Consider the following 25850-nt stretch of genomic DNA (forward strand, 5'->3'; position numbering starts at 1 on the left):
GTGGGAGGCGACGCCATCTGGGGGGTCGACGAAGTCGGACAAGGCTCCTCAATCCTGCATGCCTCGGAAGTACTTCCGGATGTCTCAGTAGCCCGCGTTGCACTCATCACCGCCATGACATCCGTAGTCTTTCTCGCCGCGTTCACGACCGTGTCGAGTGTCGCCTTCGCTGCCGCTGTCACCTTCGCGCGTGACGTGACCGCGCGCAGCAAGGTATGGGCGCGGTCGATGAGCACGGGTCCCTGGCGTTCACAGATCTGGACAGGCTGTCGGTACGGGCCCACAGCCAAAGCTTGTACCCGCAATGCCGGCCTCCTGCGCCCCGACGTCACCACCGATGATCTGGTCCTGCTCAGCGGCTCCCTGAGCCAGGCCGTCCTGACGGCCGGCGACAGGCACCCGGGCCAGTGGCGCCGTCTCCTGCGTATCTCCCTCGACGGGCTCAGCAGCCGCAACACCGAACCCCTGCCCGAGCCCACATCCCACGTGGGCACACTCAGGAACGACTGACCGAAAACCAGCTCTTCTCGCCTGCCGCGCCTGAGTAAAGGGTTGAGTAGTTGAGGTACGGCCCGACGACGCATCAGCCGTAGCCATCACGGAAGCGCTGTCACAACCGGATCGGATGCGCTGCCGAACGACCCGGTGGGGTACTCCACCGGGTGAGGAGTATGCGACGGCGGTGACTAGATGTGCAGCTAGGTCACTGACGCCGATGACGCCTGATGACCGTCGACACGTGAACGTGGCGGTCGCGTCCAGCACCATATCCGGCCGCGGCCATGACCAGGCTCAACGCGATGAGGAGGGTGAGAGCACCAGTCCAGCTGTTGGTGGTGTCGTGGAGGATGCCGAGAAGAAGGGGTCCGGTCGCTGCGACGAGGTAGCCGATGGACTGAGCCATCCCGGCTAGGGCTGTGGTCTCGCTGGGGCCACTGGCGCGTTGGCTTTGGAAGCTCAGGGCGAGCACGAGGCAGACACCGGCACCCAACCCGAGAAGAGTGCACGCTGCGACTGCCAGGGCTGGAAGGAAGAGCAGAATCGTGAAGCCGCCGGCGACGAGCGCTGATCCCGCAGCAGCAACGAAGCGCTGGTCGTGGCGGCCTCGAGTGATCAAAGGCAGCAACATGCTCGTGATCAGCGCGACGAGCTGGTAGTAGAACAGCATCCAACCGGCAGCTGTAGTGCTCATGCCCTCCTTACTGAGGATGCTGGGCAGCCAAGCGACGGCGGTGTAGAAGGCAAGGGATTGCAGGCCCATGAAGAAGGACACCTGCCATGCCAGCCAGGATCGCCACGGGGTTGGAGCGTGTGTTCCGTCAGACTGAACGCTGCCGTCCGTCCGGGTCCCGCGCAGTCGAGGCAGCCACACCGCGAGAGCAGCGAGGGCGACGACCACTCCCCAGGCCAGAGCCGAATGCCAGGTGCCGGGGAGGGCGCCAGCAAGCGGGACGGAGATGCCGGACGACAAGGCAGCGACCAATCCCATAGCGGTGACGTAGAGGGCGCTGACGGTATGAACCTTCGGGCCGGGCACATGGGTACGAATCACCGTGGGCAGCAGGACATTGCCCACCGCGATCGCCCCCGAGAGGATCACGGTTCCGGCGAACAGGCAGGCAATCGAAGGAAGGGACCGGATAACGGTGCCCGCTGCCAGCACTGCGAGAGAGGCCACGAGGAGTCGGGTGGTACCGACCCGGTGCGAGGCGCGCCCGACGAAGGGCGAAGTCGCAGCGAACGTAAGCAGCGGCAGCGTACTCAGTACGCCACCCGCTGATGCGGACAACCCGGTGTCCTGCTCGATGGCCGGCAGCAGTGTGCCCACACCCGTCAGGGTCGCGCGCAGGTTGGCCGCCACCAGAAGAATAGCGATCAAGAGGCCAGCTGAAAGGGCAGGCGTAGTGATCGGCTTCTTCACGGTCGGGGCTGGATCGGCCTTTGTAGCCGCGGTGAGGCCGACGGGGGAGTTCCTCGAGGTGGTCACTTCTGCCGTTCCGTTCCGGTCCCGGTGAGCTTCACGATTTCGGTGGCGCAGTAGCGTGCGCCGATTTCGTCTTTAGCAGCGATCGCCTCCACGAGACGCCTATGCAGAAGCGTGTGCTCTGTGGCCGTCTCACTGGGCCAGAGTGTGCCGCCGATCTGCTCGGCGACCGCGATGCGGAGGACGTCGTACACCTCGGTAAGCAAGGTGTTCCCGCTGGCACTCACCACGGCCTGGTGGAAGCGGGTGTCGGCCTCCGCGATGGCGGCCATCTCCTGTGAATCCGCGGTTTCCTCGGCCTTGTCGAGGAGGTGCCAAAGGCGAATCAGGTCATCTTCAGTACGCCGCAACGCGGCCTGGCCCGAGGCGTACTGCTCCAGGACTGCACGCAGTTCCAGCACGTCGCTCCGCCTCGAAGTGTTGGCACGTCTCATCAGTACCGAGTGCATTTCGCTCGACGCCTGGACGTACGTCCCGTCGCCCTGCCGAGCCTCCAACAGGCCCAGATGCACCAGCGCACCGATCGCCTCCCGGACCGTCGTGCGCCCGACACCGAGCTGCTTGACCAGCTCATGTTCGGGCGGAATCCGCATCCCTACCGGCCATGCGCCGGATGCGATCTGTTCACGGAGGGTGTCCACCAGTTGCGCCGACAAGCTAGCGACACGGCGCGGCGCTTGGAGATCATTCATAAGGTGACCCTAACACCGGATGTCTGACATCTGGAGGTGACGTAGATCGCCTCAAGGTCAGGGGAGGCTGCGCAGGCGTTCAGGGAGATGTCGCTGAGCGGCGGGTAGCTGCCGATGCGGCCGTGAAGATCAGCGCCTGCCGGAACGACCAGCCCGTGCCGTCGGCGGCGCGAGCGGCGCCCTCAGGCGCTCAGTGATATGGGCCCTAGTCGGATGCCTGTCGATCACGGTGACGGTTCCCCGAACATTGCAGTGACGTGAGGCCGTATCGGCCGGTGTCGTGTTCGTCGTATCGCCTTCGTCCTGGTCTTCGTGGAGCTGTTTCGGGTGGGCGGAGTGGGTCCGGTGGTTCCTGGCGGGTGTCGTGGGGGAGTGCGGTGTCGGTGTCGCGGAGCCTGGTTGGTTCATTCCCGCGGCAGTCCCGAGGTTCAGTAGCATGCGCGTCCGTCGAACTGGCGGGATCGTTCTGCTGTCACCCGTCCGGGTGAGCGGCTGGGGTGGAAGCCCACGTGTGGCTCATAGCTTCGTGTCAGACGCATCCGTCACGCGCGTGTGTCTGGTTGAACTGCCCTGTACGCAAGCGTTGTTCGTTGTTGGAGGCTGTACGTGGTCACCGTGCCGTTATCCGCCCGGCTACTGGGGTAACGACGTTGGACGCCGCCTCGGAGGCTGCGGAGACGGGTCTGGGCCGGCATCGGGACGAGTTGCGGCCTGCCGCGGTGCGGCAGTTGCTCAGGCTGCGGGAGTCGGGGGAGTTGGCGACCTCTCACGTGAAGCTGGTTGCCGGCTCGGTGGACGTGAGTGTGCGGCAGGTGTGGCGCTGGCTGGCGCAGGCGGAGGAGACCGGTTCAGCGGAGAAACCCGCGCGCGGGCGGTTCAGGATTACCGAAGAGGTCATCGCCATCGCCCGCGACCTCGACCCCGGTTTTATGGCGGGCCTGCGGGAGGGCACCCCGGCCGCCCGCAGTTTCGACCCCGCCTTCCAGCGCCCGGCGGTGGCCCGTAACCAGATGTGGGAGGGGGACCACAAGCAGGCCCCGACCGTGGTGATGATGCCCGATCAGAAGCTGTCGAAGCTGTGTGTGACGTGGTTCGAGGACCGCGGTACCGGCTATGTGATGGGCTGGGCGGTCACCGCCGGTTCCGCGCACCGCGGATCGGTCCCGGCGGCCGTCCGCGCCTCCGTGGTGCACGCCCCCCCCTACGGGCCCGTCGGCGGACTGCCCCACCTGGTGCGGGTCGACGGCGGAGCCGACTTTCTGTCCAAGGACCGTCCGGCGGACCTTCAGCTTGCTCGGGGTACCTATGGAAAGGGCGCGCAGCGCCCGCCACAAGGGCGGGATCGAGCGGCTGAACCGCACCTGCATGACCCGGTTCTTCGCCGACCTGCCCCGCTACACCAAGGCACCCCAGCTCGACCGCCGCCGCCGGGTCGGTGACCAGGACCCGCCGCTGACCTTCGAGGCCTTCGTCGGCTTGCTGCGCCAGTGGGTCGAGGAGCGCAACACCCAGTACGTCCTGGGGCGCACCGGGACGACACCGCTTCAGGCGTGGCTGGCCGACCCCGCCGAGATCCGGCCGGAACCCGGTCCGGATGAACTGCGCGCGCTCATGCTGGGGAGGACAACAAGGTCCACAAGATCACCAGTTACGGGGTCGAGTTCAACAACCGCTACTACATGCCCGAGAAGGGCGTGGGACGCATCGGTCTGGAACTGCGCCTGCGGTGGATGCCCCACCACGACCACGAGATCGACCGCTGTACCTTCCGCGGCAACCGCTGCCTCGGCCGGGCCTTCCTCAGCAACGAGGTCAGCGATGAGATGCGCGAGAAGGTCCTCAACGACCGCGACGAGCACAGCGAGGTGCTGCGCCAGGCACTGAAACGCTCCGCCGAACGCAAGCGGACGCCATCTGCCCTCCGCCCAGCCCGAACTCCCCGTCCGCGCCATCCGCATGACGGAACAGGAGGCACGCGCCGAACTCCAGGGAACCGCCCCGCCCACCCCACCCCGCCCCGGCGGCGCGCGGAGCCCTATCAGCCCCTGACTCCCATCCCGGCCGGCTGGATACGCCCCGGCCAGGCCACCGCACTCCCGGATCCGTCTTCGGAGGACATATGACCGTCACCCGTCGAGTCGAAGGCGATGTCGGTGATCTACGGCGATGCCGGGCTCGGGAAGAGTTTCGGTACCCGGGCAACGATCCAGGAGATGAATCAGGATCTGATCCTCCCGCTGGACTTCGCCCGCTCCCGCCCGGGGCCGAAGGATCTGCGCGAGGAGTTGTTCCATCAGATGAGCCTCTCCTGCAAGATGCCGGGGACGCCGTCCGCGTTCGACAAGCTGCTGCGCGAGCGGCTTGCGCGACAGCTCCTTGTCCAGCTCGCCGCGTTCCTCGCCCGCTGCTCGTCGCGGATGATCTGGTCGACGGCAGAGCGGTGACCTGTGGCGACCAGATCGTTGAGATGGGCAGCGCCCCGAAATCTGAGCCATCTCCGGTGATCGTTTCCGGTCAGGGCGATAGAGGTTGCCTGCGGCGAGAGCACTTGTCAGATGTGCTGTTTGGAGAAGTCCAACGCGGCCTGCGCGACATCCTGCCAACCGCTGTCGAAGACCAGAGAATGGCCGCGCCCGCGGATTTCCTGGAGCTCGGTGAGGGCGGGGTTGCGCTTCTGCCTGCGATAGGAGGCTTCGGCGATTGTCCGTGGGGCGATGTGGTCCTTCTCCCCGGTGATGAGGAGCATGGGGCCGCGGTGGGGGCCGGCGGTGTCGACTCTGGCCTCGGTGCGTGGGTTGATGTTCGCCGTGGCGGCCTGGAACAGCGGAATGCCCGAGCCGGCGACCGGATAGGTCTCGTACAGAAACCTGGCTTCGCTCTCGGTGACGGCATTGGCGAAGGAGTAGCGGAACTGTTCGTAGGTGAGGCTGACGGACCGCCGATAGTTGGCGGGGTTGCCGATGACCGGAAGAGCGGACTTCAACGCGGAGAAAGGCAGTGGCAGCACTCCTCTGAACGGTGCGGAGTCGATCGGCACCGACAGGGCGGCCAGTCCTCGGCCGGCGAGCTGCTGGGTGATCAGCCCGCCGAAGGAGTGGCCGATGATCACGGGCTGCTGGTCGAGTCCCGTGATGACCTCGGCCATGTGGTCGGTGACCTGCTTCACCCGCTTGCCGGCGAAGACTTCGGGGTGTGCCCGGGCCTCGGCGACCGTCATCGGGTCGTCGGGCCAAGCGGGGGCGAGGGTGCTGTAACCGTGCTGCTCGAAGAACGAGCGCCAAGGCTGCCAGCTCGACGCCAGCATCCACAGTCCATGCACGAAGACAACCGGCCGACGACCGGAGGCGTTGGCCTCGGCGATCTCCTGCTGTTCACGAGCACTGAGACTCATTGCTGCACCACCGTTCGGAGTACGCGGGAGAGCGCACCGCCTTCCACCCGCTTGTGCACCTCGTGCACATCGCGGGGTGTGCGGATCGCCCTTGTTCCGCGAGATTCTCCCGTCAGGCCACTGTGGAAGTCGATGTTCGGACGGACACCACATAGCTCGCCTGATTGTTCCCGCAAACAACAAGCCCTCTCCGAGTCCACCACGAACAGGGGAATTTGACCGCAGTGCCGCGTACGATTGACGTGTGCAACAGTCATCGAGCGAGGATGGTCCAAGCGTCCAGGTCGAACGACTGGGAGCGCGGGTGCTGGGCAGAGCCGAGTCGATCGCCGACGCGCTGGTCACCCGCATTCAGGCGTCTGTGCCCGTCTACCGCACGGATGCCGTCGTCAGCACGGCAGAACTGCGTCGGACCTGCTTGGACAACGTGACCTACGTCTTCGGCGCCCTTGGGCGTGCCCCGGCGCTTTCGTCACCCGAGTCGCACGACAACGGGAGGAAGCGAGCCAAGGCCGGTGTTCCGCTGACGGCCGTGATGGAGGCGTACCGGGTCGCCGCCCGCTTCCTATGGGATTGCCTGTCGGAGGAAGCCGCCCTCGACGGTGTTCCGGCAGAGGTCACTGTGCGGGCCGCGTCCGAGATGTGGCTGGTGCTCGACACCTACACCCAGCACATGGCCGAGGGCTACCGAGAGGAACTCACCGCGCAAGCCCTCGGCCGTGAGCAGCAACGCTCGGCCCTGATACGGGCGTTCCTGGAAGGCCGGCTGGCCGACACCGACGGCTGGGATGCCGCCGCGGTCCTGCGGATCCCGCCGCAAGGCCCCTACTTCGCTGTCGCCGCCCAGGTTCCTGAGGCCGGACAGCATGCGGTCCGCGGAGCCGAGGATGCCCTCAGGGCCATTGGTGCGGCCTCGACGTGGTATCTACTGCACGACGTCGAGGTGGGAATCGTGCGCCTCCTCGAACCGGCCCGGAATTTCGAACGGCTCGTTGACATCATCGGCTCCACTACCGTCGGCCACGTAGGAATCAGCCCCTTCTACGACGACTTGATGAACACCGCCCCCGCCCTGCGACTGGCCAGGATCGCGCTTCTCAGTGGTTTCGAGGGCGGCAGAGTCACCGTCTTCGACCGTGACCCGCTGGCCGTCGCCGCCGCCGGCGCCCCGGAGATCATGCAACGCATCGCTCACACAGTCCTGGCGGGACTGGAGCGGCTCTCCCCGGATCAGCGCACCCTGCTCCTTGAGACTTTCGGTGTCTGGCTCGACAGCGGGGGATCAGCCGACCTGACCGCCGAAACCCTGTTCTGCCACCCCAACACGGTCCGTCATCGCCTACGTCGCCTGGAGGAGCACACTGGACGCTCCCTCAAAAAACCCCGCGAGATCGCCGAACTCAGCCTGGCCTTCGAAATCGACCGCCGCACAGCCCCAACGCCTCCCTGGACCTTCAGTCTTTCTCCGGGAGGATGAGTTCCAAGGCCGAACAGCAGCGTCGCGTGATTGTGTCCCCTGAGCAGGGTGAACTCGTCGCCCCCGGTGATGCGTACGGCCCGGCCTCCCCAGAACCAAAGTGGGCGGCGTCCGTATCCGCGTGATCTGTATTGCGCCTATGTTCCCCAGGAGGTGGGCCAGCCTGGTGGTGCTGGGGATCGCCACGATCCACGGCTTCTGTGCCAGCAGCCAGGCGAGGTCGATCTGGGCGGGGGTGGCGCCCTTGCGTACGGCCCAGTCCTGCAACAGCTGCACCAGCGGCATGTTGGCGGCCAGGTTGTCCCGGCTGTTGCGGGGGAACGCGGTCCGGCGGTCGTCCTGCGCGAACCGGAAGTACGGACTCATCGTGCCGGTGGTGACCCATGCCCTGGGCCATGAGGTCCTTCACCGTGTCAGCGACATCCTCGATCGGGACAGTGGGATCTACCCGGTGCTGGTAGAGCAGGTCGATGTGGTCCGTCCTGAGGCGCTGCAGCATGCCGTCGACGGCCCGGCGAATGTGTTCCGGGCGGCTGTTCAGGCCGTTGCGGGCCCCCGTGTCCGGGCCGCTGTCCCAGCCGAACTTGGACGCGATCACCACGTCGTCGCGGACGGGGCGGAGGGCATCGCCGACGATACGCTCCGACTCCCACGGCCCGTACGCCTCGGCCGTGTCGAAGAGCGTCCCCCCCTGGTCGACGGCTGTCCGGATGAGCGCGACCATGTCCTTGCGGCTGGTGACCGGGCCGTAGAGTTGCCCGGCATGGTCTGTGTGCCGAGGCCGATGCTGGAGACTTTCGAGGAACCGAGCCTGCGGTGGCCGGTCCGGGTGATGGCTGCGGTCACCCGGCTGCGACGTCGGGCAGAAGCACCGGTGGGCGTGGCGGGCGAAACGGACCGCGCCCGAGATGAGCACCTGGGCGTTCGTCCGGCGGCGCTGGGTCCACGTCCGTGGCTTCGGATGATGCCCACGCTCCTCCGACCGTGGGCGTCGTGTGGTTGCGATGATGCCGGGCGGTCAGTCTGATTCAATCAGCGTGCCCACCGGGGTGGGAGGGCGTGTTGTGTCGGGTAATGGCACTACCCCCCTCAGCTTGGCCTGTTCGGCGAACGAGGGCGCACAGCCCAGCGGTTGGGCGTGTAGCCCCAGGACTCCCGGTACGGCGTAGCAGGCAGGAGACTATGCCTGCTGTGAAGCGAGTTCGACGACGGTGATGTCGGACGGTGCTCCCACGCGTACCGGTGGGCCCCACACGCCGGCGCCCCGGCTCACGTACAGCTGAGTGTTTCCGTAGCGCTCCAGGCCGGCGACCGTGGGGTTGGCCAGTTCGGCGAGGAGGCTGCCCGGCCAGAGCTGTCCGCCGTGCGTGTGACCGGAGAGCTGGAGGTCGACGCCGTGGTGGACGGCGTCCTGGATGACGACGGGTTGGTGGGCGAGGAGGACGGCGGCGCGGGAACGGTCCCGGTCGCCGAGTGCTTCGCCGAAGTGGGGGCCCTGGCCATCCTCTTCGCCTCGGAGGTCGTTGACGCCGGCCAGGTCGAAACCGGGCAGCTCCGTACGGGCGTTCTCCAGCGGGCGCAGTCCCAGGTCCCGTACCTTTTCCACCCACTGCTCCGCGCCGGAGATGTACTCGTGGTTGCCCGTGACGAAGTACGCGCCGTGCCGTGCCCGGAGTTGAGCAAGTGGTTCGACTGCCAGTGTGAGGTTCTCGACGCTGCCGTCCACCAGGTCGCCGACAACCGCGATCAGGTCCGGTTGTGTCGCGTTGATGGTGTCGACGACTCGCTGGGAGAAGCCCCGGCCCAGGACGGGACCGACGTGAATGTCGCTGACGACGGCGATGCGGAACCCGTGCGCGCTGCGCGGGAGTTTGGCCAGCGGAATGGTGAGGCGCTTGACCTTTGGCCCGCGCAGCACACCGTACGTGCCATGACCGACAGTCCCGACGGCAACGGCTGCTGCGGTGCCGCCCACGACGCGGGAAACGAAGAGACGACGCGACGGGATGGTGGAGGCGGTGCCAGCTGACGGAGTGGGCTCCGGCGCCTGCGGCGGGTCCAGTACCGTAACGGGCCCGGCGGTGCCTCGTCCGGCATCGGAATTGCCGCGATGCGCCGTTGCTGGCGGCGGCTCGTCGGCCGAAACGAGTTCCTCCGCGCCGGAGTCACCTGCTTTCGCCCCCGCGGACTGTACTGTCGGCAGAACTAGTGTGATGCGCCAGAAATCCTGTGGGTTAGTTCTTCTCTGTGTTCTGGCTGCTGGGTCCGACTTTGGTGCGGTAGCCGGCGAGGGAGTTGAGGATCTCGTCGGCGGTCTTGGTCCAGGTGAAGGGCCGTGGATTCTCGTTCCAGGTGTCGATCCACGCGGTGATGTCGTCCTCCAGGGCCTTCACGGACCTGTGGACGCCGCGGCGGATGAGTTTGTCGGTCAGCAGACCGAACCATCGCTCCACCTGGTTCATCCAGGAGGAGCCGGTGGGAGTGAAGTGGACGTGGAATCGGCCCTGTACTCGTGAAGCTGCCGTTGGAAGGAGCGACGACCGCCGAACACGCCGCCCCCTGGGACGCGGTGATCGAACGCTGGGCACCGCCTCCCGCCCCAGCCATCGACGACCCCGCCGCGCTCGACCGGTTCATCGCCCGCCTGGCCGCCGACGGACTGTGGCTGTACGAATCCCTCACAGCCGAACGTCTCGCCCCCGACCTCCGGCAGGCCATCGCCGAACGCATTGCCGGCACCCTCAGCCGCGACGGCGACTGACAGTCCGCAGACAGGTCGTCCTGGCGGTGATGGTGGGGCGGTGCGCCCGGCGATACGGCGGGCTGTGGACCCGGCCATACGATCCCAGGGGCAAGAAGCCGAAGAACCTGTCTATTCGTCTATCGCACGAAGGTGGTCGGGGTCGGGAAGCTATACAAGTTCACGCCGGAACTCCGTCGGGTTGACGCCGCGGATGCGTTTGAACGCGGCACTGAAGCCGAAGGCGTCTGAGTAGCCGACCTCGCGGGCGATCTCAGCGAGGGTCGCCGCCTTCCGTTCCCGCATGAGGTCGGCGGCGATTGTCATTCGCCGGCGGGTGAGGTAGGTCAGCGGTGGCTCGCCGACCAGGTCAGCGAAGCGTTTCGCGAAGGTGGCGCGTGACACTCCGGCTCTGGTGGCCAGGGAGGAGACCGTCCACGGCGCGGCCGGCTGATCGTGCAGCAGCCTCAGTGTGTGACCGACGACTGGGTCACGGTGTGCGGAGTACCAGGCCGGGGGGTTGCCGCCTGGCCGGTCGAACCAGTCGCGCAGAGAGCACACCAGCATCCAGTCCAGAAGCCGGTCGAGCACGATCTGCTGGCCCGGGGCATCGACGGCGACCTCCGCGGCCAGGAGGGCCTGCACGGCATTGACTGTGCCGTCGCCCGGAACACGCAGGACGTCGGGCACCGCCTCGAGCAGTTGCCGACCGATCTCGCCGCGGACCGGGTAAGCACCGGTAACCAGCGTCGTCGCGCCGTTCGAGTCGCCGGGAGCGGCGTCGTGCCAGCCAAGGCGGTGGTAGGTCCCGCCCTGATCAGGCGTCGCACAGTTCTCCCCGCATTCGATCGGTTCGGCCGCGGTGCCGATCTCGTCGACGAAGGAGAACGGTGCAGGGCCGCGCAGAATCAACGTGTCACCGGCGGTGAGGTGCTCGGGCGGGCGCCCTTCCGGAAGGATCCACCCCGATCCTTCGAGCATGGTGCACAGCGTCAGCGGCGCGCCGTCGACGAACCGCAACGCCCAGGGGGCGGTCACGGTTGAGCTGCCGAACAGTGACCCCTGGGCCCGCACGTTGCGGAACATGTCTTCGAAGGCATCCATGAACCAATATTAGACGATCACGCAGGCGTTCCAGCTTTTTGCCTATGGATTCGTCCTATCCGCCGTTTCAGTATGGGTGTCATGCGCGGCAGCACCACCCGCTCTCGACCCGGCCGACATGGACCAACCATCGCCTCGCCGCCCGACTGCAACTGCGCGAGTACCCGTACAGCTGCGGCCTGCGGCCTGCGGCTCCAGCGCGGCTCGACTGAATCGCATCCGATCGCGCCTGACCAACCAACGAATGGAGATCTGAAATGACGCTCGAATCATCGATCCGGGCCGGTAACCTTCCGGCGGCGAGCAGCCTTCTTCGCGCCGGAGCGGACCCGAACCAGCGCGGCACGGACGGCCTCACGCCGCTGATGATCGCCGCAGGCCTCGGCCAGTCCTACATGGTCGATCTCCTCCTGGCGGCCGGCGCCGATGTGTTCAGCGTCGAGCGGCGCATGGGCGCGACGGCGCTGCACAAGGCGGCACAGTCGGGCAACGTCGATGTGATCGGGTCGCTTCTCGATCACGGCGCTTTCATCGATCAGCAGTCGCCGGTTCTGGGCAATACGGCGTTGACAGACGCCGTCCTGCACAAGAACGCGGAAGCTGTCGGCCTTCTTTTGCAGCGTGGCGCAAAGGTGACGATCAAGAATATCTGGCAGCAGACCGCGCTCGACGTCGCCCGTAGTGATGGTCTCGACGCAATCGCCGCCCTGATCGAGGAGCAGGTCGAGCGCAACGAGGAAGCGGTCGGTGCTCTGAAGCTGGTAGCGGCGGCCAAGGCGAACGACCCTGCCGAGGTTGCGCGACTGATCGCCGCGAAAGTTGCCCTCAACGAACGAGTCCCCATGGTGGGAAACCCTGATGACAACTACACGCCGCTCGGCATAGCCGCGCGAGACGGACACACCGAGGTCGTGCACCTGCTTATCAAAGCGGGCGCCGACCTGGACCGCATCATCGGACTGATGGGCGGCACCGCCCTCCACGACGCAACCTACTTCGGGCACGCCGACATCATCCGGGCGCTGACCCAGGTTTCCCGGAACGCCGACAAGGCGGTCCCCGACATAGACGCCACAGGTCCCTACAACGGGCTCTGCGCCCTTCACGACGGCGTATGGCACGGGCACCTCGAAGTGGTGAAGGCGCTGGTCGAGGCCGGAGCACGTCTCGATCTACGGGGCCACACGGGCGTCACCCCGAAGGAGCTGGCGCTTCGCTACGAATACGAGGACATCGCCCGCTTCCTCGACGCCGCCGACCAGTCCTAGAAACCCGGCAACCCTCCAAGAAGGATCCTGCTATGAGCGAGACCATCCAGCCCCGACCCTTCGATTTCCCCGAATCCGCACTGAAGGATCTGCGCGAGCGCCTTTCGCGCACCCGCTGGCCCGAGCGCGAAACGGTGTCCAATTCCAGCCAGGGCGCACCCCTGAAGCGGATGCAGGCGCTCATCGACTACTGGCGAGATGGGTACGACTGGCGCGCAGCCGAGAAGCGGCTGAACGCACTCAACCCGTCCACGACGCGAATCGACGGGCTCGACATCCACTTCCTCCATATGCGTTCACCGGAGCCGGATGCCCTTCCGCTCGTGGTCACGCATGGCTGGCCGGGCTCTCCGTTCGAAATCGCCAAGTCCATACCGCTCCTGGCAGACCCCCGTGCTCACGGCGGTGACCCCAAGGACGCCTTCCACGTGGTCGTCCCTTCGATGCCCGGGTTCAGCCTCACGGAGAAGCCGACCGAGACCGGCTGGGGCGCGGAACGTATCACAAGCGCCTGGGTCGAACTGATGCGGCGACTCGGGTACGACCAGTTCGTCGCGCAGGGCGGCGACTGGGGCTACGCCATCACGAACGCGCTCGGCGCCATCGGCGCACCGACGGTGCAGGCAGTACATTTCAACATGTTTCCCGTTTTCGAAACGATGGAAGCACAGGACGAGGACGAGCGGCGCGGACTGGAACGCCTGCGCGACTTCCAGACGAACAAGTCTGCGTATCAGCTCGAGCAGATTCAGAGCCCGCAGACCATCGGCTACGCGCTCACAGACTCCCCTGTGGCGCAGGCCGCATGGCTCTACGAACTGTACGAGCGCTGGACGGACAATGACGGCGATCCGGAACAGGCACTGAGCCGTGACGACATGCTCGACAACATCACGCTCTACTGGCTGACCGCTACCGGCGCCTCGTCCGCACGCATCTACTGGGAAAGCATGCGCAGCTTCCGGGAGCAGGAAATCTCCGTTCCCGTCGGCTTCAGCCAGTTTCCGCGCGATCTCCATCTGGCCAGCCGGCGGTGGGTGGAGGAGCGCTACCCGACCCTGGGCCACTACAACGTGCTGCCGAAGGGCGGGCATTTCCCGGCATGGGAACAGCCCGAGCTGTTCACCGAAGAGGTCCGCGCAAGCTTCCGCCATCTTCGTTGGGTGTAGCTCCTTTCGAGGGACGGCTCTACCTGCGTGAACTGCGGTTTGCAGGCTGAAAGGCCTTCCGCTCGCTGAGCAGGCCTTTGTGATCCGGCTGACGGTTCGGCGCTTCATCTGCGGGTCGGCGCTCGGCTGGCGGCCCAACTGGGTTTCGGCGCGGGACGGATGACCTTGTTACGCAGGGTCATGGCATTGCCCGATCCACGGTTCGGCACTCCGCGTGTGCTGGGCGTGGACGACTTCGCGATCCGTCGCGGCCAGACGTACTCCACTGTCTTGACCAGCGTCGAAGACCATCGCGTGCGATGTGCTCCCGACACGTGAAGCCGGGCCGCCGGCCGCCTGTCGGGCGCGGCAGTGTCGGGGGTGGCGGGCGCCGGCTCCTTGAACGCGGGTGTCGGCGTCACGGTGCGCTCGGCCTGGGCGTGCCACCAGCGTGCTTCGGTGAGTTCGCCGCGGGCGAGGTGGTGCAGGTGGAGGCAGAAGGCGGCGGTGGCGTCTCCGTCGCCGGCGGCGTACTGCCACCAGTCGCGGGCGGCTTCGTCGGATCGTGTGAGCCGCAGGGTGCAGCCGAGCACGCGGGCGCCCGCCGGGTCGGGAAGCGGCTGGGCGAGGACGAACGCGTCGCCCAGGACGTCCAGGGCGGTGGAGGCGACGACAGCACGGTCACGTCCCCGGCGAGTTCGATGGTCATCGGCTGGTGGATTCCCCTCCTGAGGTAAGACGGGCCCGGTGCACATTCCCCCCAGGATGGAGGCCCGGGAGAGATTCGCCGCCCGCGTGGCCGCCGTGGCGGCGGCGGCCTTCATGCTCCTGCCGCAGAACGCCACGGCGGCCGACAGCACCACCGTGTCGCGCGCCGTGGCTCCGATGTCGCTCGCGCAGAGCATCGAGCTTCTCCCCGTCGGTGTGGAGGACCGGACCGGGTACGACCGGGCCAAGTTCAAGCACTGGGTCGACGAGGACAAGGACGGATGCTCGACCCGTGCCGAGGTGCTGCTCGCCGAGTCCCGCGTCGAGCCGACCGTCGAGGCCGGCTGCTGGAAGCGCGCGAACGCCTTCTTCTCCGCGCACGGGATTACCGTCGAGCGCGTCCTCACGGACAACGGCTCCTGCTACAGATCACGGCTATTCGCCCAGACTCTCAGCGCAGCCGGATCACCCACAAACGCACTCGCCCCTATCGCCCGCAGACAAACGGCAAGGTCGAGCGCCTGAATCGCACCCTGCTCGACGAATGGGCGTACGTGCGCCCGTACTCCAGCAACGCCGAACGCACCGAAGCCCTGACGGACTTCCTGCACACCTACAACTGCCACCGGTGCCACACCGCACTCGATGGACAACCGCTGATCAGTCGCGTCAACAACCCTGCGGGTCAATACATCTAGGGCGTGTTTTAGAAGTAGCGTCGTCCGCCCATCGGGCGGGGCCCACGGCGTCTGGTGCGTGCGATCGCAAGGCGGAGGATCAGCCCCGTAGATGGACCGGACGTACTTGGATGACTCCGACAACGCGGCGAGCGTGCGTGCCAGGCGTCGTGGGCCAGACGGGACTTCTAAAACACGCCCTAGTCCTTGCCGTCGTCGTCCTCGTCGGAAGACCCGTACTGTCGACATGCCCTCCTCGCCGGTCGAGGCCGGCGTCATCCCGCCGCGTGCCGAGGGAGTGGAACCCTGGCGGTGGGCTGCGGCCCCGTCTCGTGACCTTGGTGCGGTCGCTCGGGCATTCCTCGCCCGCGATCACCCTCGGTTACTATGCTCACTTCATGCCGGGGGGCCGGCAGCAAGTGGAAGCGTTGGGTGGCCTGGGAAATGTTGAATGAGGTCGTCGCGACTCGTTACGTCACGCCCTTGCGTGAAGGCGGTTCGCTCCCCGGGATCGTCGAGGCCGACGATCTCGGGACCTATGTCATGAAGTTCACCGGCGCGGGGCAGGGGCGCAAGACGCTTGTCGCCGAGATCGTCTGTGGGGAGTTGGGGCGGCGGCTCGGGCTGCGTGTGCCGGAGTTGGTGACCATCCAGCTCGACCCCGTGATCGGTCTCGGGGAGCCCGACGAAGAGGTGCAGGACCTGTTGAAGGCGAGCGGCGGGCTGAACCTCGGGATGGACTTCCTGCCCGGGTCGCTGGGGTTCGATCCGCTCGCGTACGAGGTGGGGCCGGCCGAGGCGGGCCGGATCGTGTGGTTCGACGCGCTCATCAACAACGTCGACCGGTCCTGGCGCAACCCCAACATGCTTGTCTGGCACGGCGATCTCTGGCTCATCGACCACGGCGCCACCATGATCTGGCACCACAACTGGCCCGGCGCCCAGGCCTCCGCCGCGAAGCCGTACGACGCGTCCGACCATGTCCTCGCCCGGTTCGGGCCCGACATCGCCTCCGCCGCGGCCGAACTCGCGCCGCTCGTCACCGAGGAGCTGCTCACCGAGGTCACCGCCGACGTGCCGGACGAATGGCTCGTGGACGAGCCCGGGTTCGAGACCACCGACGCGGTACGGCGCGCCTACGTCGCGGCGCTGCTGCCGCGCGCGGCGACCATCCATGAACGTCTCATCCTCGACACACCCCCCAAGACGCGCCCCTCGCGGGCCCCCGGCTGGCTGACCGATCATCTCGCGCCTTGGCCCCATCCCACCAAGAAGGCCGGAGGCGAGGGCCGATGAACGGACGCGATGTGTTCGAGTACGCGCCGCTGCGCGTCGTACCGAGGGTCGAGCGCGGGGAGTTCATCAACGCGGGCGTCCTGGTCTACTGCCGGGCCAGATCGTTCGTGGCCGCCCGCACGCACCTGGACGAGTCCCGGCTCAAGGCGCTCGCGCCGGACACCGATGTGGCGGGGGTACGCGCGGCGCTGCGCGCCGTCGAGGACGTCTGCGCGGGCGGTGACCCCGCCGGGCAGGCCGCGCGCGACGACGCGGGGCGGCGGTTCCGCTGGCTGATCGCGCCCCGTTCGACGGTCGTCCAGCCCGGTCCCGTACACACGGGGCTGACGCTCGACCCGGCGGCGGAGGCCGAGCGACTGCTGGACCTGCTGGTCCGGTAGGACCCGGAGCGGGCAGGCCTACCCGCGTACCCGGTGTGACACACGTTCGCCGCCCCCGTGTGCCGTTGACACCGGGTGTCAGGGCTTCTAGCGTCACGGCAGCTGAATACTAAGCGGTCGCTCAGCGCACCCGTGCCGACACCGCGATCCAACGGACGAGGAGAGCAGCATGTCCACCACCGAGCAGCGTGTCGCCGTCGTGACCGGCGCGGCGCGGGGGATCGGCGCCGCGACCGCGGTGCGTCTCGCGGCCGAGGGCCGGGCCGTCGCCGTACTCGACCTGGACGAGAAGGCCTGCGAGGAGACCGTCGGCGCCATCACCGCCGCGGGCGGCAAGGCCCTCGCCGTCGGCGCCGACGTCTCCGACTCCGCCCAGGTCGAAGCCGCCGTCGCGCGCGTCGCCGCCGAACTGGGCGCGCCCACCGTCCTCGTCAACAACGCGGGCGTGCTCCGGGACAACCTCCTGTTCAAGATGAGCGAGTCCGACTGGGACACCGTCATGAACGTGCACCTCAAGGGCGCCTTCCTGATGGCACGCGCCTGCCAGCAGCACATGGTGGAGGCCAAGTTCGGCCGTATCGTCAATCTGTCCTCCAGCTCGGCGCTCGGCAACCGCGGCCAGGCGAACTACTCCGCGGTCAAGGCCGGCCTCCAGGGGTTCACCAAGACCCTGGCCAAGGAGCTCGGCAAGTTCGGCGTCACGGCCAACGCCGTGGCCCCCGGTTTCATCGTCACCGAGATGACCGCCCAGACCGCCGCCCGCGTGGGTATGGGCTTCGAGGAGTTCCAGGCGGCGGCGGCCACCCAGATCCCGGTCCAGCGGGTCGGCGTCCCCGACGACATCGCCAACGCGATCGCCTTCTTCACGGGGGAGAACGCGGGATTCGTCTCGGGCCAGGTCCTGTACGTCGCCGGCGGACCCCTCAACTGAAACGGAAGGCGGCGGACATGACGGAACAGCCGAAGGAAGCGGACCGGCCCGACAGCGGCAGGGTCGCACTGATCACGGGCGCCAGCCGCGGCATCGGTTACGGCATCGCCGAGGCGCTCGTCGCCCGCGGCGACCGGGTGTGCATCACCGGACGGAACGAGGAAGCGCTCAAGGAGGCCGTCGAGCGTCTGGGACCCGACCGGGTCATCGGCTTCCCCGGCAAGGCCCACGACGAGGCCCACCAGGTGGCCGCGGTCGACCGTGTCATGGAGGCGTTCGGCCGTGTCGACTTTCTGGTGAACAACGCGGGCACCAACCCGGTGTTCGGCCCGATGGCCGATCTCGATCTCAACGTGGCACGCAAGGTCTTCGAGACCAACGTCGTCTCGGCCCTGGGCTTCGCCCAGCTGACCTGGCGCGCCTGGCAGAAGGACAACGGCGGTGCGATCGTGAACATCGCCTCGGTCGCGGGGGTGTCCGCGTCGCCGTTCATCGGCGCGTACGGGATGAGCAAGGCGGCGATGGTCAATCTGACCCTCCAGCTGGCTCACGAGTTCGCGCCCGGTGTGCGGGTCAACGCCATCGCGCCGGCCGTGATCAAGACGCGGTTCGCGCAGGCGATCTACGAGGGCCGGGAGGCGGAGGCCGTGGCCGCCTATCCGCTGGGGCGCCTGGGTGTGCCGGAGGACGTCGGCGGCGCCGCCGCGTTCCTCACATCGGACCAGTCGGACTGGATTACCGGGCAGACGCTGGTCGTCGACGGGGGAATTTTTCTGAACGCTGGTGTGCACTGACATATTTTGTCGGTGAATGCTCCCAAGTGCCCCATCGGACCTGCATATTGAACCGATGGGGCACTGCGGTATGGTCGCCCGACTCGTGGCTGAACAAGGAGCGTGCACGTGTTCAACCGGACCAGTCTGCAGGCGGCTGCAGCCCTCGCGTCCATATCCCTGCTGGCCGGATGTGGCCTGTTCTCGTCGGACGGCGCGGCCGAGGACAAGAAGATCATCATCGGTACCACCAGTGAGCCGAGCACGCTCGACCCGGCCGCCGCGTGGGACAACTCGTGGGAGCTGTACCGGAACGTCTTCCAGACCCTGGTGGCGTTCCCCACCGGCAGTACGACCCCTCAGCCCGACGCGGCGGACAACTGCAAATTCGCGGACTCCACGAACAAGGTCTACCGCTGCGAACTCCGCGAGGGGCTGACCTTTTCCAACGGTCACAAGCTCGACGCCGCCGCCGTCAAGCACTCGTTCGACCGCATTGTGAAGATCAACGTGAACGGCGGTCCCAACGGACTCCTCGCGTCCCTCGACGGCGTCACCACGGACGGCGAGCTGACCGTCACGTTCAATCTGAACAAGCCCGACGCCACGTTCCCCTTCGTTCTCGCCGCCCCCGCGATGTCCATCGTCGACCCGGAGGAGTACCCGGCCGACAAGCTCAGGGAGGACGGCAAGCTGACCGGTTCCGGTCCGTACACCCTTGAGTCGTACACCGCGGGCAGCGACGCCGAGTTGGCCGAAAACACCAGCTACAAGGGTTTCGCCGACCGCAAGAATTCAGCCGTCAAGATCCAGTACTTCCAGGACTCCGACAAAATGTTCGGCGCCCTGAAGAAGAAGGAGATCGACGTCATCTACCGGGGCCTCACCTCGGAGGAAGTCGTCGAGCTCGAACAGAAGAAGGAAGAGAACAATCACCTTCAGCTGATCGAGACCGTCGGCGCCGACATCCGCTATCTGGTGTTCAACCCCAAGGACGCGTCGGCGGCGAAGCTGCCCGTACGCCAGGCGGTGGCCCAGGTGGTCGACCGCGACGCGCTGGTGGCCAAGGTCTACCAGGGCACGGCCGAGCCGCTGTACTCAATGGTCCCCAAGGGCATCTCCGGGCACGCCACGAGCTTCTTCGACAGATACGGCGACCCGGACATCGACAAGGCGCGCGGCATCCTTGAGGACGCGGGCGTCGAGACGCCGGTGCCGCTGACCTTCTGGTTCACGACCGACCGTTACGGCTCCGGCACGGTGGCCGAGTTCGCGGAGCTCAAGCGGCAGCTGGAGGCGTCCGGCCTCTTCAAGATCACGCTGAAGAGCAAGCCCTGGAAGGACTTCCAGGCGGGCTTCCAGAAGGGCGAGTACCCGGTCTTCGGCCGCGGCTGGTTCCCCGACTTCCCGGACCCCGACAACTTCGTGGCCCCCTTCGTCGGCAAGAACAACGCGCTCAGCACCCCCTACGAGAGCCCCGAGATCACCACGGAACTGCTGCCGCAGTCGCGGCGCGAGAGCGACCGGGGCGCGGTGATCCAGCAGTTCGAACGCGCCCAGGAGATCTTCGTCGACGACGTGCGGCTGCTGCCGCTCTGGCAGGGCAAGCTCTACGTCGCCGCGTCGCAGGAGATCAGCGGCGGCGAGCGCGCGCTCGACCCGCAGACGGTCATGCAGCTCTGGGAGTTCAGCCGGAAGGCCAGCTGGTAGCGGCGATTGTCAGTGCCCACCGGTAGGTTCAGGAGTGGCCCAACTGATCGTTTACCGGAGGTTGTTGACGTGACCGACACCGACATGCTGCCCGAGTCCTGGCGTGGCGTCCTCGGCGAGGAACTGCAGAAGCCCTACTTCAAGGAGCTCACCGAGTTCGTCGAGGAAGAGCGGGCGAAGGGGCCGGTCTACCCCCCGCGCGAAGAGGTGTTCGCCGCGCTCGACGCCACGCCGTACGACCAGGTGAAGGTCCTGGTCCTCGGCCAGGATCCGTACCACGGTGAGGGCCAGGGCCACGGTCTCTGCTTCTCGGTGCGGCCCGGGGTGCGCACGCCTCCCTCCTTGCGGAACATCTACAAGGAGATGAAGGAGGAGCTGGGCCACCCGGTGCCGGACAACGGCTATCTGATGCCGTGGGCCGAGCAGGGTGTGCTGCTGCTCAACGCTGTGCTGACGGTGCGGGCCGGCGAGGCCAACTCGCACAAGGGCAAGGGCTGGGAGAAGGTGACCGACGCGGTGATCCGCGCGGTGGACGCCCGGCCCGACCCCGCTGTCTTCGTGCTCTGGGGCGCGTACGCGCAGAAGAAGCTGCCGCTGATCGACGAGTCGCGGCACGTGGTGGTGAAGGGCGCGCATCCCTCGCCGCTGTCGGCGAAGAAGTTCTTCGGCTCGCGCCCGTTCACCCAGATCAACGAGGCGATCGCCGCGCAGGGGCACAAGGCCATCGACTGGCGCATCCCCGACCTGGGCTGACCGGCCCCCGCGCCGCCCGGCGCCTCCGTCACGGGCCCCGCCCGGCGGTCCGCGCCGGGCGGGTGAGCCTGTGCGGGAATGCCGGTCGCTGCGGTTAGCGTCGGGCCGGACGGGATCGACCGGACGGGCGCGGGAGGCGGCAGGCGATGGAGCGGCGCGAGGTGTCGGAGGACCCCGTCCTGACCAGGATCGGGCAGGCGGTCATACTGCTCCACGGCGGTGACCGCGAGGAGGCGCGCAACCGGTTCGGTGAGCTGTGGACCGAGATCGGCGAGTCCGGCGACCCGCTCCACCGCTGCACGCTCGCCCATTACATGGCCGACACACAGGACGATCCCGGCGACGAACTGGCCTGGGACCTGCGCGCCCTGACCGCGGCGGAGGGCCCGGCCCTGTTCCGCGCCTCACCGGCGATGCGGGCCTTCTACCCCTCGCTCCATCTCAACCTGGCCGCCGACTATGTGAAACTCCAGCGCCCCGACGCGGCGCGACTGCACCTCTCCCGGGCCCGCGCCGCCGTGAACGCGCTCGGGGACGACGGGTACGGGAACGGGGTCAGGACCGCGATCGGCCGCCTGGAGCGGCAACTGCTGGACAGTCCCTAGGTCCCGGTCCACCGGACAGGGCCTGGCCGTCCTCACTCGCCGTACGTCCTGTCGCAGATATGGCTCTCCGGGCTGTCCGGCGCCCAGCCCCCGTACCGCTCGCCGAGCGCGCACAGCTGCGCGGCCGCGTCCGGCAGCGCCGTCGGGGGCGCCGGCGCTGCGGAGGGCGCTGCCGGCCACTGGTCGGGCGCCCGGCGGCGGGGCGGCTCGGGCGGCAGCTGTACGGACTCCGACGCGGCCCCCCGCTTCGGAGACGGCGTACGCGCGAGCGGGGTCGCGGCCTCCAGCGCCTCGCGCGCCGACGGCTGCGCGATCCGCGGCGCCGCCGTGCCCTGGGGCGAGGCCTCCCGTACGGCTCCGCCGCCCGCCCCGCTCCCCGTCCCCGCCTCGGGCTCCACGGCCACGCAGGCCGAGATCCCGCCGACCGCCACACCGAGCAGAAGTACCGCTGTCGTTCTCGTTCGCCGCGTCACCCGGCCAACTCTGCTGGTCGCGGCCCGTGTCGGGGACATAACGGCGCGGTGTTACCCGCACGGGTGACCGGCCCGCCCGCGTGTTGCCGCCCCCGGGCCGCCCGTATGCTGCGGATCAGGGTCCGCACGGCGGACCCCCGCGCACCGGCGCGTGAGACAGGACCCCGGCACGGCGACAGGGAGACCCACGTGAAGGTCGGCTGCATAGGGCTCGGCGACATCGCCCAGAAGGCGTATCTGCCGGTGCTCACCACGCTGCCCGGGATCGAGCTGCATCTGCACACCCGCACCCCGGCCACGCTCACGCGGGTCGGCGAGACCCACCACATCCCCGGCGAGCGGCGCCACACCGACCTCGAATCGCTTCTCGCCCAGGGCCTGGACGCCGCGTTCGTCCACGCGCCGACCTCCGCGCACGCCGAGATCGTCACCCGCCTGCTGGAGGCCGGTGTGCCGACCTTCGTCGACAAGCCCCTCGCGTACGAACTCAAGCACTCCGAGCGCCTGGTGGCCCTCGCCGAGGAGCGCGGAACGAGCCTGGCCGTCGGCTTCAACCGGCGCTTCGCGCCCGCCTACTCACAGTGCCTGGAGCTTCCGCGTGATCTGATCCTCATGCAGAAGAACCGCATCGGTCTGCCCGAGGACGCCCGCACCCTCGTCCTGGACGACTTCATCCATGTCGTGGACACCCTGCGCTTCCTGCTCCCGGGCCCCGTCGAGCACGTCGACGTCCGCGCCCGGATCCGCGAGGGCCTGACGCACCACGTCGTGCTCCAGCTCTCCGGCGACGGCTTCACCGCCATCGGCATGATGAACCGGATGAACGGCTCCACCGAGGAGATCCTCGAAGTCTCCGGACAGGACACCAAGCGGGCCGTCCACCACATCGCCGAGATCATCGACCACAAGGGGCAGCCCAGCGTCCGCAGGCGTGGCGACTGGGTGCCGGTGCCGAGGCAGCGCGGCATCGAGCAGTGCGTGCTGGCGTTCCTCGACGCCGTACGCGCGGGGAAGACGCTCAGCGCCCGGGACGCTCTTTCGACGCACGAACTGTGTGAGCGCGTGGTGCTCGCCGCTCGCGCCCAGGCCGTCTGAGGTACCGGACCCCCTCGAAGGCGCCGAGCGCCGCGAGAACGCCGAGCGCGCCGTACAGCGGCCAGGCGCCGAGGTCGACGAACGCGGTGGTGCCGCGCGCCATCGGAACCTCGTAGACGGCGCTCGCGCTGCGCTCCGTGCCGAGCGGGGTGCCGATCCGTTCGCCCTCCGGGCCGTAGACCGCGCTGACGCCGGTGAGGGTGGCGTGCACCGTCGGGCGGCCCGTCTCGGCCGCTCGCAGCGCGGCCAGCGACGCGTGCTGCTCGGGCGCCCAGCTCCGCTGGAAGGTCGATGTCGACGACTGCGCGACGAGCAGCTGCGCGCCGTCCCTGACGAGCTGCCGGCTCATGTCGGGGAACGCCGACTCGAAGCAGATCAGCGGCCCGATCCGCAGTCTGTCCAGAAAGGGTCCCGGCAGCACCATGACCGTCTGACGCGTGCCGCGCCTGCGGTCCTGGGACGCCGCTTTGCCCACGGACGTCGCCCAGCCGAGCGCGTCGCGCATCGGGATGTACTCGCCGAACGGCACCAGCCGCATCTTGTCGTAGCGGTCGCCCGTCAGCCCCTCGGGACCCACCAGTACGGCGCTCTTGAAGATGCCCGTTCGCCCCGCCTGGTCCGAGCCGGGAGCGTCCATGTTGACCAGGAGCGGGACGCCGACCTGGCGTGACAGCGCGGCGATACGATTCGCCAGATCGCGCCGGTTGGTGAGATCGCGGCCGACGCTGCTCTCGCCCCAGACCACGAGATCGAGATCCTGTCCGGCCAGTGAGCGCGTCAGCTCCTCGCTGCGGTCGAAACGCCGCTCGACGCCGCCGATGACCCCGGGCTGGACGATGGCGACACGCGCGTGCCCTGCGTTCTCCAGGCGCGGTGCCCAGATCCATGCGGCGGACACGGCGACAGCGCACGCCGCGAGGCCCGAGACGGCGGCCGTACGGGCCGTGGAGACCGTCAGCAGCACGGTCAGGCCCGTGTTCACGGCGACCACCAGAAGGCTCACCAGCCACACTCCGCCCACCGAGGCGAGCCGCAGCGCGGGAGGCACGTCCCACTGACTGGCCCCCAGCAGCCCCCAGGGACCGCCCAGACCGTCGAACGACCGCACCGTCTCGATGATCAGCCAGCCCGCCGGCAGTACCCCCATCGCGGCGACCGTACGCAGGACCGACGGGCGCCCGCGGAGCATCACACGGACCAGCCAGCCCCACGGCCCCCACAGCAGCCCCAGAAACCCGCCCAGCACCAGGATGAACACATGCAGGCTGGGGATCAGCCACTGATGCACGGCGAGCATGAAGCCCAGCCCGCCGATCCAGCCTTCCAGGAACGCGCGCCGGCCCGTCGGAGCCGTACGCAGCAGCATCATCCAGGGGACGAGAGCGATGTACGCGAACCACGCGACGTCCGACTCCGGGAAGGCGAACGCGGGCAGCGCACCGGCCACCAGGACCCCGAACCCCCGCCAGACAGGCGAGGCGGAACGACGGACCCAGGTCTCACGCCGGGCGGCCTCAACCCGCATGCCGCGCCCCCTCGTCCCGCTCGTGAGCGGTGCAGATCAGCGGTACGGGTCAACGGCGCCGATCAGCGGTGCGGCTGATCGATGTCACTGAACGTGCCGGTGGGCAGTGTCTTCCGGATCAGTGTGGGGGAGAGAAGGCGCGGGACGACAGAGGGCCCCCGGGTGTGTCCGCCCTCGCCGGGCCGACCGTCGGCGCCGCGGCGGGTCAGCCCTCGGCGGTGCCACCGGCGTCGCGCCGTGCCTTCTCCACGGCCGTGACGGTGTGCAGCCGCCAGCCTTCCTCCGTGCGGGTGAGTCCGAAGGTGTAACGGCTGATGGCGAGGGCCGCCTCGCCGGACTCCGGGAACATCGTGCTCAGACAGTCGGCCCGTACCTCCGCGCGGTCTCCGCCCGGATAGCCGTCGACGTTCTCGAAGGCCGTTCGGCGATTGCCGATCAGATGCTGGCGGACGGGGAATCCGCCCAGGACGCCGGCGAGCCAGTCGGCCACCTCGGCGGCCGACCCCTCGATCCCGCCGGCGCCGCGGTGGTCGGCGCGTCCGCCGGGGGTGAAGAGCGCGAGAAAGCCTGGCCAGTCGGCGTCGTCCAGGGCCGTCGCGTAGCCGCTGATCACCTCGTCGACGGCCAGCCGGTCCATCACGGTCGCGAGATCCACACGCTGCGTCATCGGATCAGTCTCCGGCAGTTACGGCCGCAGGCCAAGGGGTGAGCGGATCCGACCGGGAGACAGGGGAAAGGCCCGGCCCCGCGGTGTCACCGCGAGGCCGGGCCTGACGCCCGACTGTCGAAACGCGCCCCTGGGCGTGTGCCCTACGCGGCCTCGTCGACCGCGTCGTGCAGGGCCGCCGCCCATTCCAGCAGCAGGACTTCGTACTCCTCGGCCGGCCACGTGCCGTCTGCCGCGTCGACCAGGGCGCGGATGCGCTCGTTGGCCGCGACGGCGCCGGACGCCGCGGGAGCGGTGGAGGAAGGTGTGGACATACGGCAACCGTACGGGCTGCCGCCCGGTTCCCGCGCCGTTCCGGGAGCGGGATAGCTCACACGCAGACAGGGCAACCCCACGGTGCGTCAGCTTCGAGCCCTGACGCGCCAAGGGTTTCCGGCCGTCGCCCGGGGAGCG

Annotated in this window: 24 protein-coding genes and 6 pseudogenes; 17 read left to right on the forward strand and 13 right to left on the reverse strand. The window is 68.1% G+C overall.

The window, feature by feature from the left end:
• Positions 1–114: 114 nt before the first annotated feature.
• Positions 115–510 (forward strand): hypothetical protein, encoded by a 396-nt coding sequence (locus OIE74_RS34080; protein WP_329390628.1) that lies wholly within the window; start codon positions 115–117, stop codon positions 508–510.
• A gap of 193 nt (positions 511–703) precedes the next feature.
• On the opposite strand, the gene OIE74_RS34085 is transcribed toward OIE74_RS34080, so the two are convergent.
• The gene (locus OIE74_RS34085) at positions 704–1921 is read right to left on the reverse strand and encodes a CynX/NimT family MFS transporter (protein WP_329390630.1); all 1218 of its coding nucleotides are present in this window, start codon (positions 1919–1921) and stop codon (positions 704–706) included.
• Positions 1922–1983: 62 nt separating this feature from the next.
• Positions 1984–2676, reverse strand: a complete 693-nt coding sequence (locus OIE74_RS34090) for a FadR/GntR family transcriptional regulator (RefSeq protein WP_329390632.1) — start codon at positions 2674–2676, stop codon at positions 1984–1986.
• 650 nt (positions 2677–3326) lie between these two features.
• Here OIE74_RS34090 and OIE74_RS34095 point away from each other — a divergent pair.
• The 3 genes from OIE74_RS34095 to OIE74_RS34105 all read left to right on the forward strand — a co-directional run bounded on the left by OIE74_RS34095 (position 3327) and on the right by OIE74_RS34105 (position 5120).
• The gene (locus tag OIE74_RS34095; RefSeq protein WP_329390634.1) at positions 3327–4115 is read left to right on the forward strand and encodes a hypothetical protein; all 789 of its coding nucleotides are present in this window, start codon (positions 3327–3329) and stop codon (positions 4113–4115) included.
• Between the two features lie 240 nt (positions 4116–4355).
• Entirely contained in the window at positions 4356–4799 is a 444-nt protein-coding gene (locus OIE74_RS34100) for a hypothetical protein (protein ID WP_329390636.1), read from the forward strand.
• Positions 4800–4823: 24 nt separating this feature from the next.
• On the forward strand, positions 4824–5120 hold the full coding sequence (locus OIE74_RS34105) for a hypothetical protein (protein WP_329390638.1): 297 nt from the start codon (positions 4824–4826) through the stop codon (positions 5118–5120).
• A gap of 107 nt (positions 5121–5227) precedes the next feature.
• On the opposite strand, the gene OIE74_RS34110 is transcribed toward OIE74_RS34105, so the two are convergent.
• A complete protein-coding gene (locus OIE74_RS34110; RefSeq protein ID WP_329390640.1) occupies positions 5228–6067 on the reverse strand; it encodes an alpha/beta hydrolase in 840 nt (279 codons plus the stop codon).
• Between the two features lie 244 nt (positions 6068–6311).
• On the opposite strand from OIE74_RS34110, the gene OIE74_RS34115 reads away from it, so the two are divergent.
• Positions 6312–7544, forward strand: coding sequence for a PucR family transcriptional regulator (locus OIE74_RS34115; RefSeq protein ID WP_329390642.1), 1233 nt, complete (start codon positions 6312–6314; stop codon positions 7542–7544).
• Positions 7545–7727: 183 nt separating this feature from the next.
• On the opposite strand, the pseudogene OIE74_RS34120 reads toward OIE74_RS34115, so the two are convergent.
• The 4 pseudogenes from OIE74_RS34120 to OIE74_RS34135 all read right to left on the reverse strand — a co-directional run.
• Positions 7728–7910 (reverse strand): annotated as a pseudogene (locus tag OIE74_RS34120) (aldo/keto reductase); the annotation flags it as partial.
• Positions 7911–7989: 79 nt separating this feature from the next.
• Positions 7990–8268: pseudogene (locus OIE74_RS34125) on the reverse strand (aldo/keto reductase); the annotation flags it as partial.
• Positions 8269–8724: 456 nt separating this feature from the next.
• Positions 8725–9594, reverse strand: a pseudogene (locus OIE74_RS34130) (metallophosphoesterase); the annotation flags it as partial.
• A gap of 184 nt (positions 9595–9778) precedes the next feature.
• Positions 9779–10042 (reverse strand): annotated as a pseudogene (locus tag OIE74_RS34135) (IS630 family transposase); the annotation flags it as partial.
• Positions 10043–10068: 26 nt separating this feature from the next.
• On the opposite strand from OIE74_RS34135, the pseudogene OIE74_RS34140 reads away from it, so the two are divergent.
• Positions 10069–10305: pseudogene (locus tag OIE74_RS34140) on the forward strand (TetR/AcrR family transcriptional regulator); the annotation flags it as partial.
• 150 nt (positions 10306–10455) lie between these two features.
• On the opposite strand, the gene OIE74_RS34145 reads toward OIE74_RS34140, so the two are convergent.
• Positions 10456–11388, reverse strand: coding sequence for an AraC family transcriptional regulator (locus OIE74_RS34145; protein ID WP_329390644.1), 933 nt, complete (start codon positions 11386–11388; stop codon positions 10456–10458).
• 257 nt (positions 11389–11645) lie between these two features.
• Here OIE74_RS34145 and OIE74_RS34150 point away from each other — a divergent pair, with 257 nt between their 5' ends.
• Both OIE74_RS34150 and OIE74_RS34155 read left to right on the forward strand, forming a co-directional pair.
• On the forward strand, positions 11646–12656 hold the full coding sequence (locus OIE74_RS34150) for an ankyrin repeat domain-containing protein (protein WP_329390646.1): 1011 nt from the start codon (positions 11646–11648) through the stop codon (positions 12654–12656).
• A gap of 32 nt (positions 12657–12688) precedes the next feature.
• Entirely contained in the window at positions 12689–13825 is a 1137-nt protein-coding gene (locus tag OIE74_RS34155; protein WP_329390648.1) for an epoxide hydrolase family protein, read from the forward strand.
• A 104-nt stretch (positions 13826–13929) separates the two neighbouring features.
• On the opposite strand, the gene OIE74_RS34160 is transcribed toward OIE74_RS34155, so the two are convergent.
• The gene (locus tag OIE74_RS34160; protein ID WP_329390650.1) at positions 13930–14559 is read right to left on the reverse strand and encodes a hypothetical protein; all 630 of its coding nucleotides are present in this window, start codon (positions 14557–14559) and stop codon (positions 13930–13932) included.
• Between the two features lie 298 nt (positions 14560–14857).
• On the opposite strand from OIE74_RS34160, the pseudogene OIE74_RS34165 reads away from it, so the two are divergent.
• The 8 genes and pseudogenes from OIE74_RS34165 to OIE74_RS34200 all read left to right on the forward strand — a co-directional run.
• A pseudogene (locus tag OIE74_RS34165) lies at positions 14858–15210 on the forward strand (integrase core domain-containing protein); the annotation flags it as partial.
• 423 nt (positions 15211–15633) lie between these two features.
• A complete protein-coding gene (locus tag OIE74_RS34170) occupies positions 15634–16485 on the forward strand; it encodes a HipA family kinase (protein WP_329390651.1) in 852 nt (283 codons plus the stop codon).
• A complete protein-coding gene (locus OIE74_RS34175) occupies positions 16482–16865 on the forward strand; it encodes a DUF3037 domain-containing protein (RefSeq protein ID WP_329390653.1) in 384 nt (127 codons plus the stop codon). The genes OIE74_RS34170 and OIE74_RS34175 overlap by 4 nt, the downstream gene beginning before the upstream one ends.
• A gap of 169 nt (positions 16866–17034) precedes the next feature.
• The gene (fabG, locus tag OIE74_RS34180) at positions 17035–17796 is read left to right on the forward strand and encodes a 3-oxoacyl-ACP reductase FabG (protein WP_329390656.1); all 762 of its coding nucleotides are present in this window, start codon (positions 17035–17037) and stop codon (positions 17794–17796) included.
• Positions 17797–17813: 17 nt separating this feature from the next.
• Positions 17814–18590 (forward strand): SDR family oxidoreductase, encoded by a 777-nt coding sequence (locus OIE74_RS34185; protein WP_329390658.1) that lies wholly within the window; start codon positions 17814–17816, stop codon positions 18588–18590.
• A gap of 108 nt (positions 18591–18698) precedes the next feature.
• Complete coding sequence (locus OIE74_RS34190; protein WP_329390660.1) at positions 18699–20279, forward strand: ABC transporter substrate-binding protein; 1581 nt, start codon at positions 18699–18701, stop codon at positions 20277–20279.
• Positions 20280–20348: 69 nt separating this feature from the next.
• A complete protein-coding gene (locus tag OIE74_RS34195; protein ID WP_329390662.1) occupies positions 20349–21032 on the forward strand; it encodes a uracil-DNA glycosylase in 684 nt (227 codons plus the stop codon).
• A gap of 146 nt (positions 21033–21178) precedes the next feature.
• The gene (locus tag OIE74_RS34200; protein WP_329390664.1) at positions 21179–21637 is read left to right on the forward strand and encodes a hypothetical protein; all 459 of its coding nucleotides are present in this window, start codon (positions 21179–21181) and stop codon (positions 21635–21637) included.
• A 32-nt stretch (positions 21638–21669) separates the two neighbouring features.
• On the opposite strand, the gene OIE74_RS34205 is transcribed toward OIE74_RS34200, so the two are convergent.
• The gene (locus OIE74_RS34205; RefSeq protein ID WP_329390666.1) at positions 21670–22110 is read right to left on the reverse strand and encodes a hypothetical protein; all 441 of its coding nucleotides are present in this window, start codon (positions 22108–22110) and stop codon (positions 21670–21672) included.
• A gap of 189 nt (positions 22111–22299) precedes the next feature.
• Here OIE74_RS34205 and OIE74_RS34210 point away from each other — a divergent pair, with 189 nt between their 5' ends.
• On the forward strand, positions 22300–23205 hold the full coding sequence (locus OIE74_RS34210) for a Gfo/Idh/MocA family protein (RefSeq protein ID WP_329390668.1): 906 nt from the start codon (positions 22300–22302) through the stop codon (positions 23203–23205).
• On the opposite strand, the gene lnt is transcribed toward OIE74_RS34210, so the two are convergent.
• The 3 genes from lnt to OIE74_RS34225 all read right to left on the reverse strand — a co-directional run bounded on the left by lnt (position 23129) and on the right by OIE74_RS34225 (position 25711).
• On the reverse strand, positions 23129–24730 hold the full coding sequence (gene lnt, locus OIE74_RS34215; protein WP_329390670.1) for an apolipoprotein N-acyltransferase: 1602 nt from the start codon (positions 24728–24730) through the stop codon (positions 23129–23131). The two genes, OIE74_RS34210 and lnt, sit on opposite strands and share 77 nt — an antisense overlap.
• 205 nt (positions 24731–24935) lie before the next feature.
• Positions 24936–25397: a nuclear transport factor 2 family protein gene (locus OIE74_RS34220; protein ID WP_329390672.1), complete on the reverse strand. Its 462-nt coding sequence runs from the start codon at positions 25395–25397 to the stop codon at positions 24936–24938.
• A gap of 143 nt (positions 25398–25540) precedes the next feature.
• Positions 25541–25711, reverse strand: a complete 171-nt coding sequence (locus tag OIE74_RS34225) for a hypothetical protein (RefSeq protein WP_329390674.1) — start codon at positions 25709–25711, stop codon at positions 25541–25543.
• Between the last annotated feature and the right edge of the window lie 139 nt (positions 25712–25850).

The organism is Streptomyces sp. NBC_01716 (assembly GCF_036248275.1).
Taxonomy (GTDB): Bacteria; Actinomycetota; Actinomycetes; order Streptomycetales; family Streptomycetaceae; genus Streptomyces.

Bases quoted from the DNA above. Each gene is read 5' to 3' on its own strand.
- OIE74_RS34080 (WP_329390628.1), top strand. From the start codon at position 115: ATGACATCCGTAGTCTTTCTCGCCGCGTTCACGACCGTGTCGAGTGTC.
- OIE74_RS34090 (WP_329390632.1), bottom strand. From the start codon at position 2,676: ATGAATGATCTCCAAGCGCCGCGCCGTGTCGCTAGCTTGTCGGCGCAA.
- OIE74_RS34100 (WP_329390636.1), top strand. From the start codon at position 4,356: ATGCCCGAGAAGGGCGTGGGACGCATCGGTCTGGAACTGCGCCTGCGG.
- OIE74_RS34105 (WP_329390638.1), top strand. From the start codon at position 4,824: ATGTCGGTGATCTACGGCGATGCCGGGCTCGGGAAGAGTTTCGGTACC.
- OIE74_RS34110 (WP_329390640.1), bottom strand. From the start codon at position 6,067: ATGAGTCTCAGTGCTCGTGAACAGCAGGAGATCGCCGAGGCCAACGCC.
- OIE74_RS34145 (WP_329390644.1), bottom strand. From the start codon at position 11,388: ATGGATGCCTTCGAAGACATGTTCCGCAACGTGCGGGCCCAGGGGTCA.
- OIE74_RS34150 (WP_329390646.1), top strand. From the start codon at position 11,646: ATGACGCTCGAATCATCGATCCGGGCCGGTAACCTTCCGGCGGCGAGC.
- OIE74_RS34155 (WP_329390648.1), top strand. From the start codon at position 12,689: ATGAGCGAGACCATCCAGCCCCGACCCTTCGATTTCCCCGAATCCGCA.
- OIE74_RS34160 (WP_329390650.1), bottom strand. From the start codon at position 14,559: ATGTGCACCGGGCCCGTCTTACCTCAGGAGGGGAATCCACCAGCCGAT.
- OIE74_RS34170 (WP_329390651.1), top strand. From the start codon at position 15,634: ATGTTGAATGAGGTCGTCGCGACTCGTTACGTCACGCCCTTGCGTGAA.
- OIE74_RS34175 (WP_329390653.1), top strand. From the start codon at position 16,482: ATGAACGGACGCGATGTGTTCGAGTACGCGCCGCTGCGCGTCGTACCG.
- fabG (WP_329390656.1), top strand. From the start codon at position 17,035: ATGTCCACCACCGAGCAGCGTGTCGCCGTCGTGACCGGCGCGGCGCGG.
- OIE74_RS34185 (WP_329390658.1), top strand. From the start codon at position 17,814: ATGACGGAACAGCCGAAGGAAGCGGACCGGCCCGACAGCGGCAGGGTC.
- OIE74_RS34200 (WP_329390664.1), top strand. From the start codon at position 21,179: ATGGAGCGGCGCGAGGTGTCGGAGGACCCCGTCCTGACCAGGATCGGG.
- lnt (WP_329390670.1), bottom strand. From the start codon at position 24,730: ATGCGGGTTGAGGCCGCCCGGCGTGAGACCTGGGTCCGTCGTTCCGCC.
- OIE74_RS34220 (WP_329390672.1), bottom strand. From the start codon at position 25,397: ATGACGCAGCGTGTGGATCTCGCGACCGTGATGGACCGGCTGGCCGTC.
- OIE74_RS34225 (WP_329390674.1), bottom strand. From the start codon at position 25,711: ATGTCCACACCTTCCTCCACCGCTCCCGCGGCGTCCGGCGCCGTCGCG.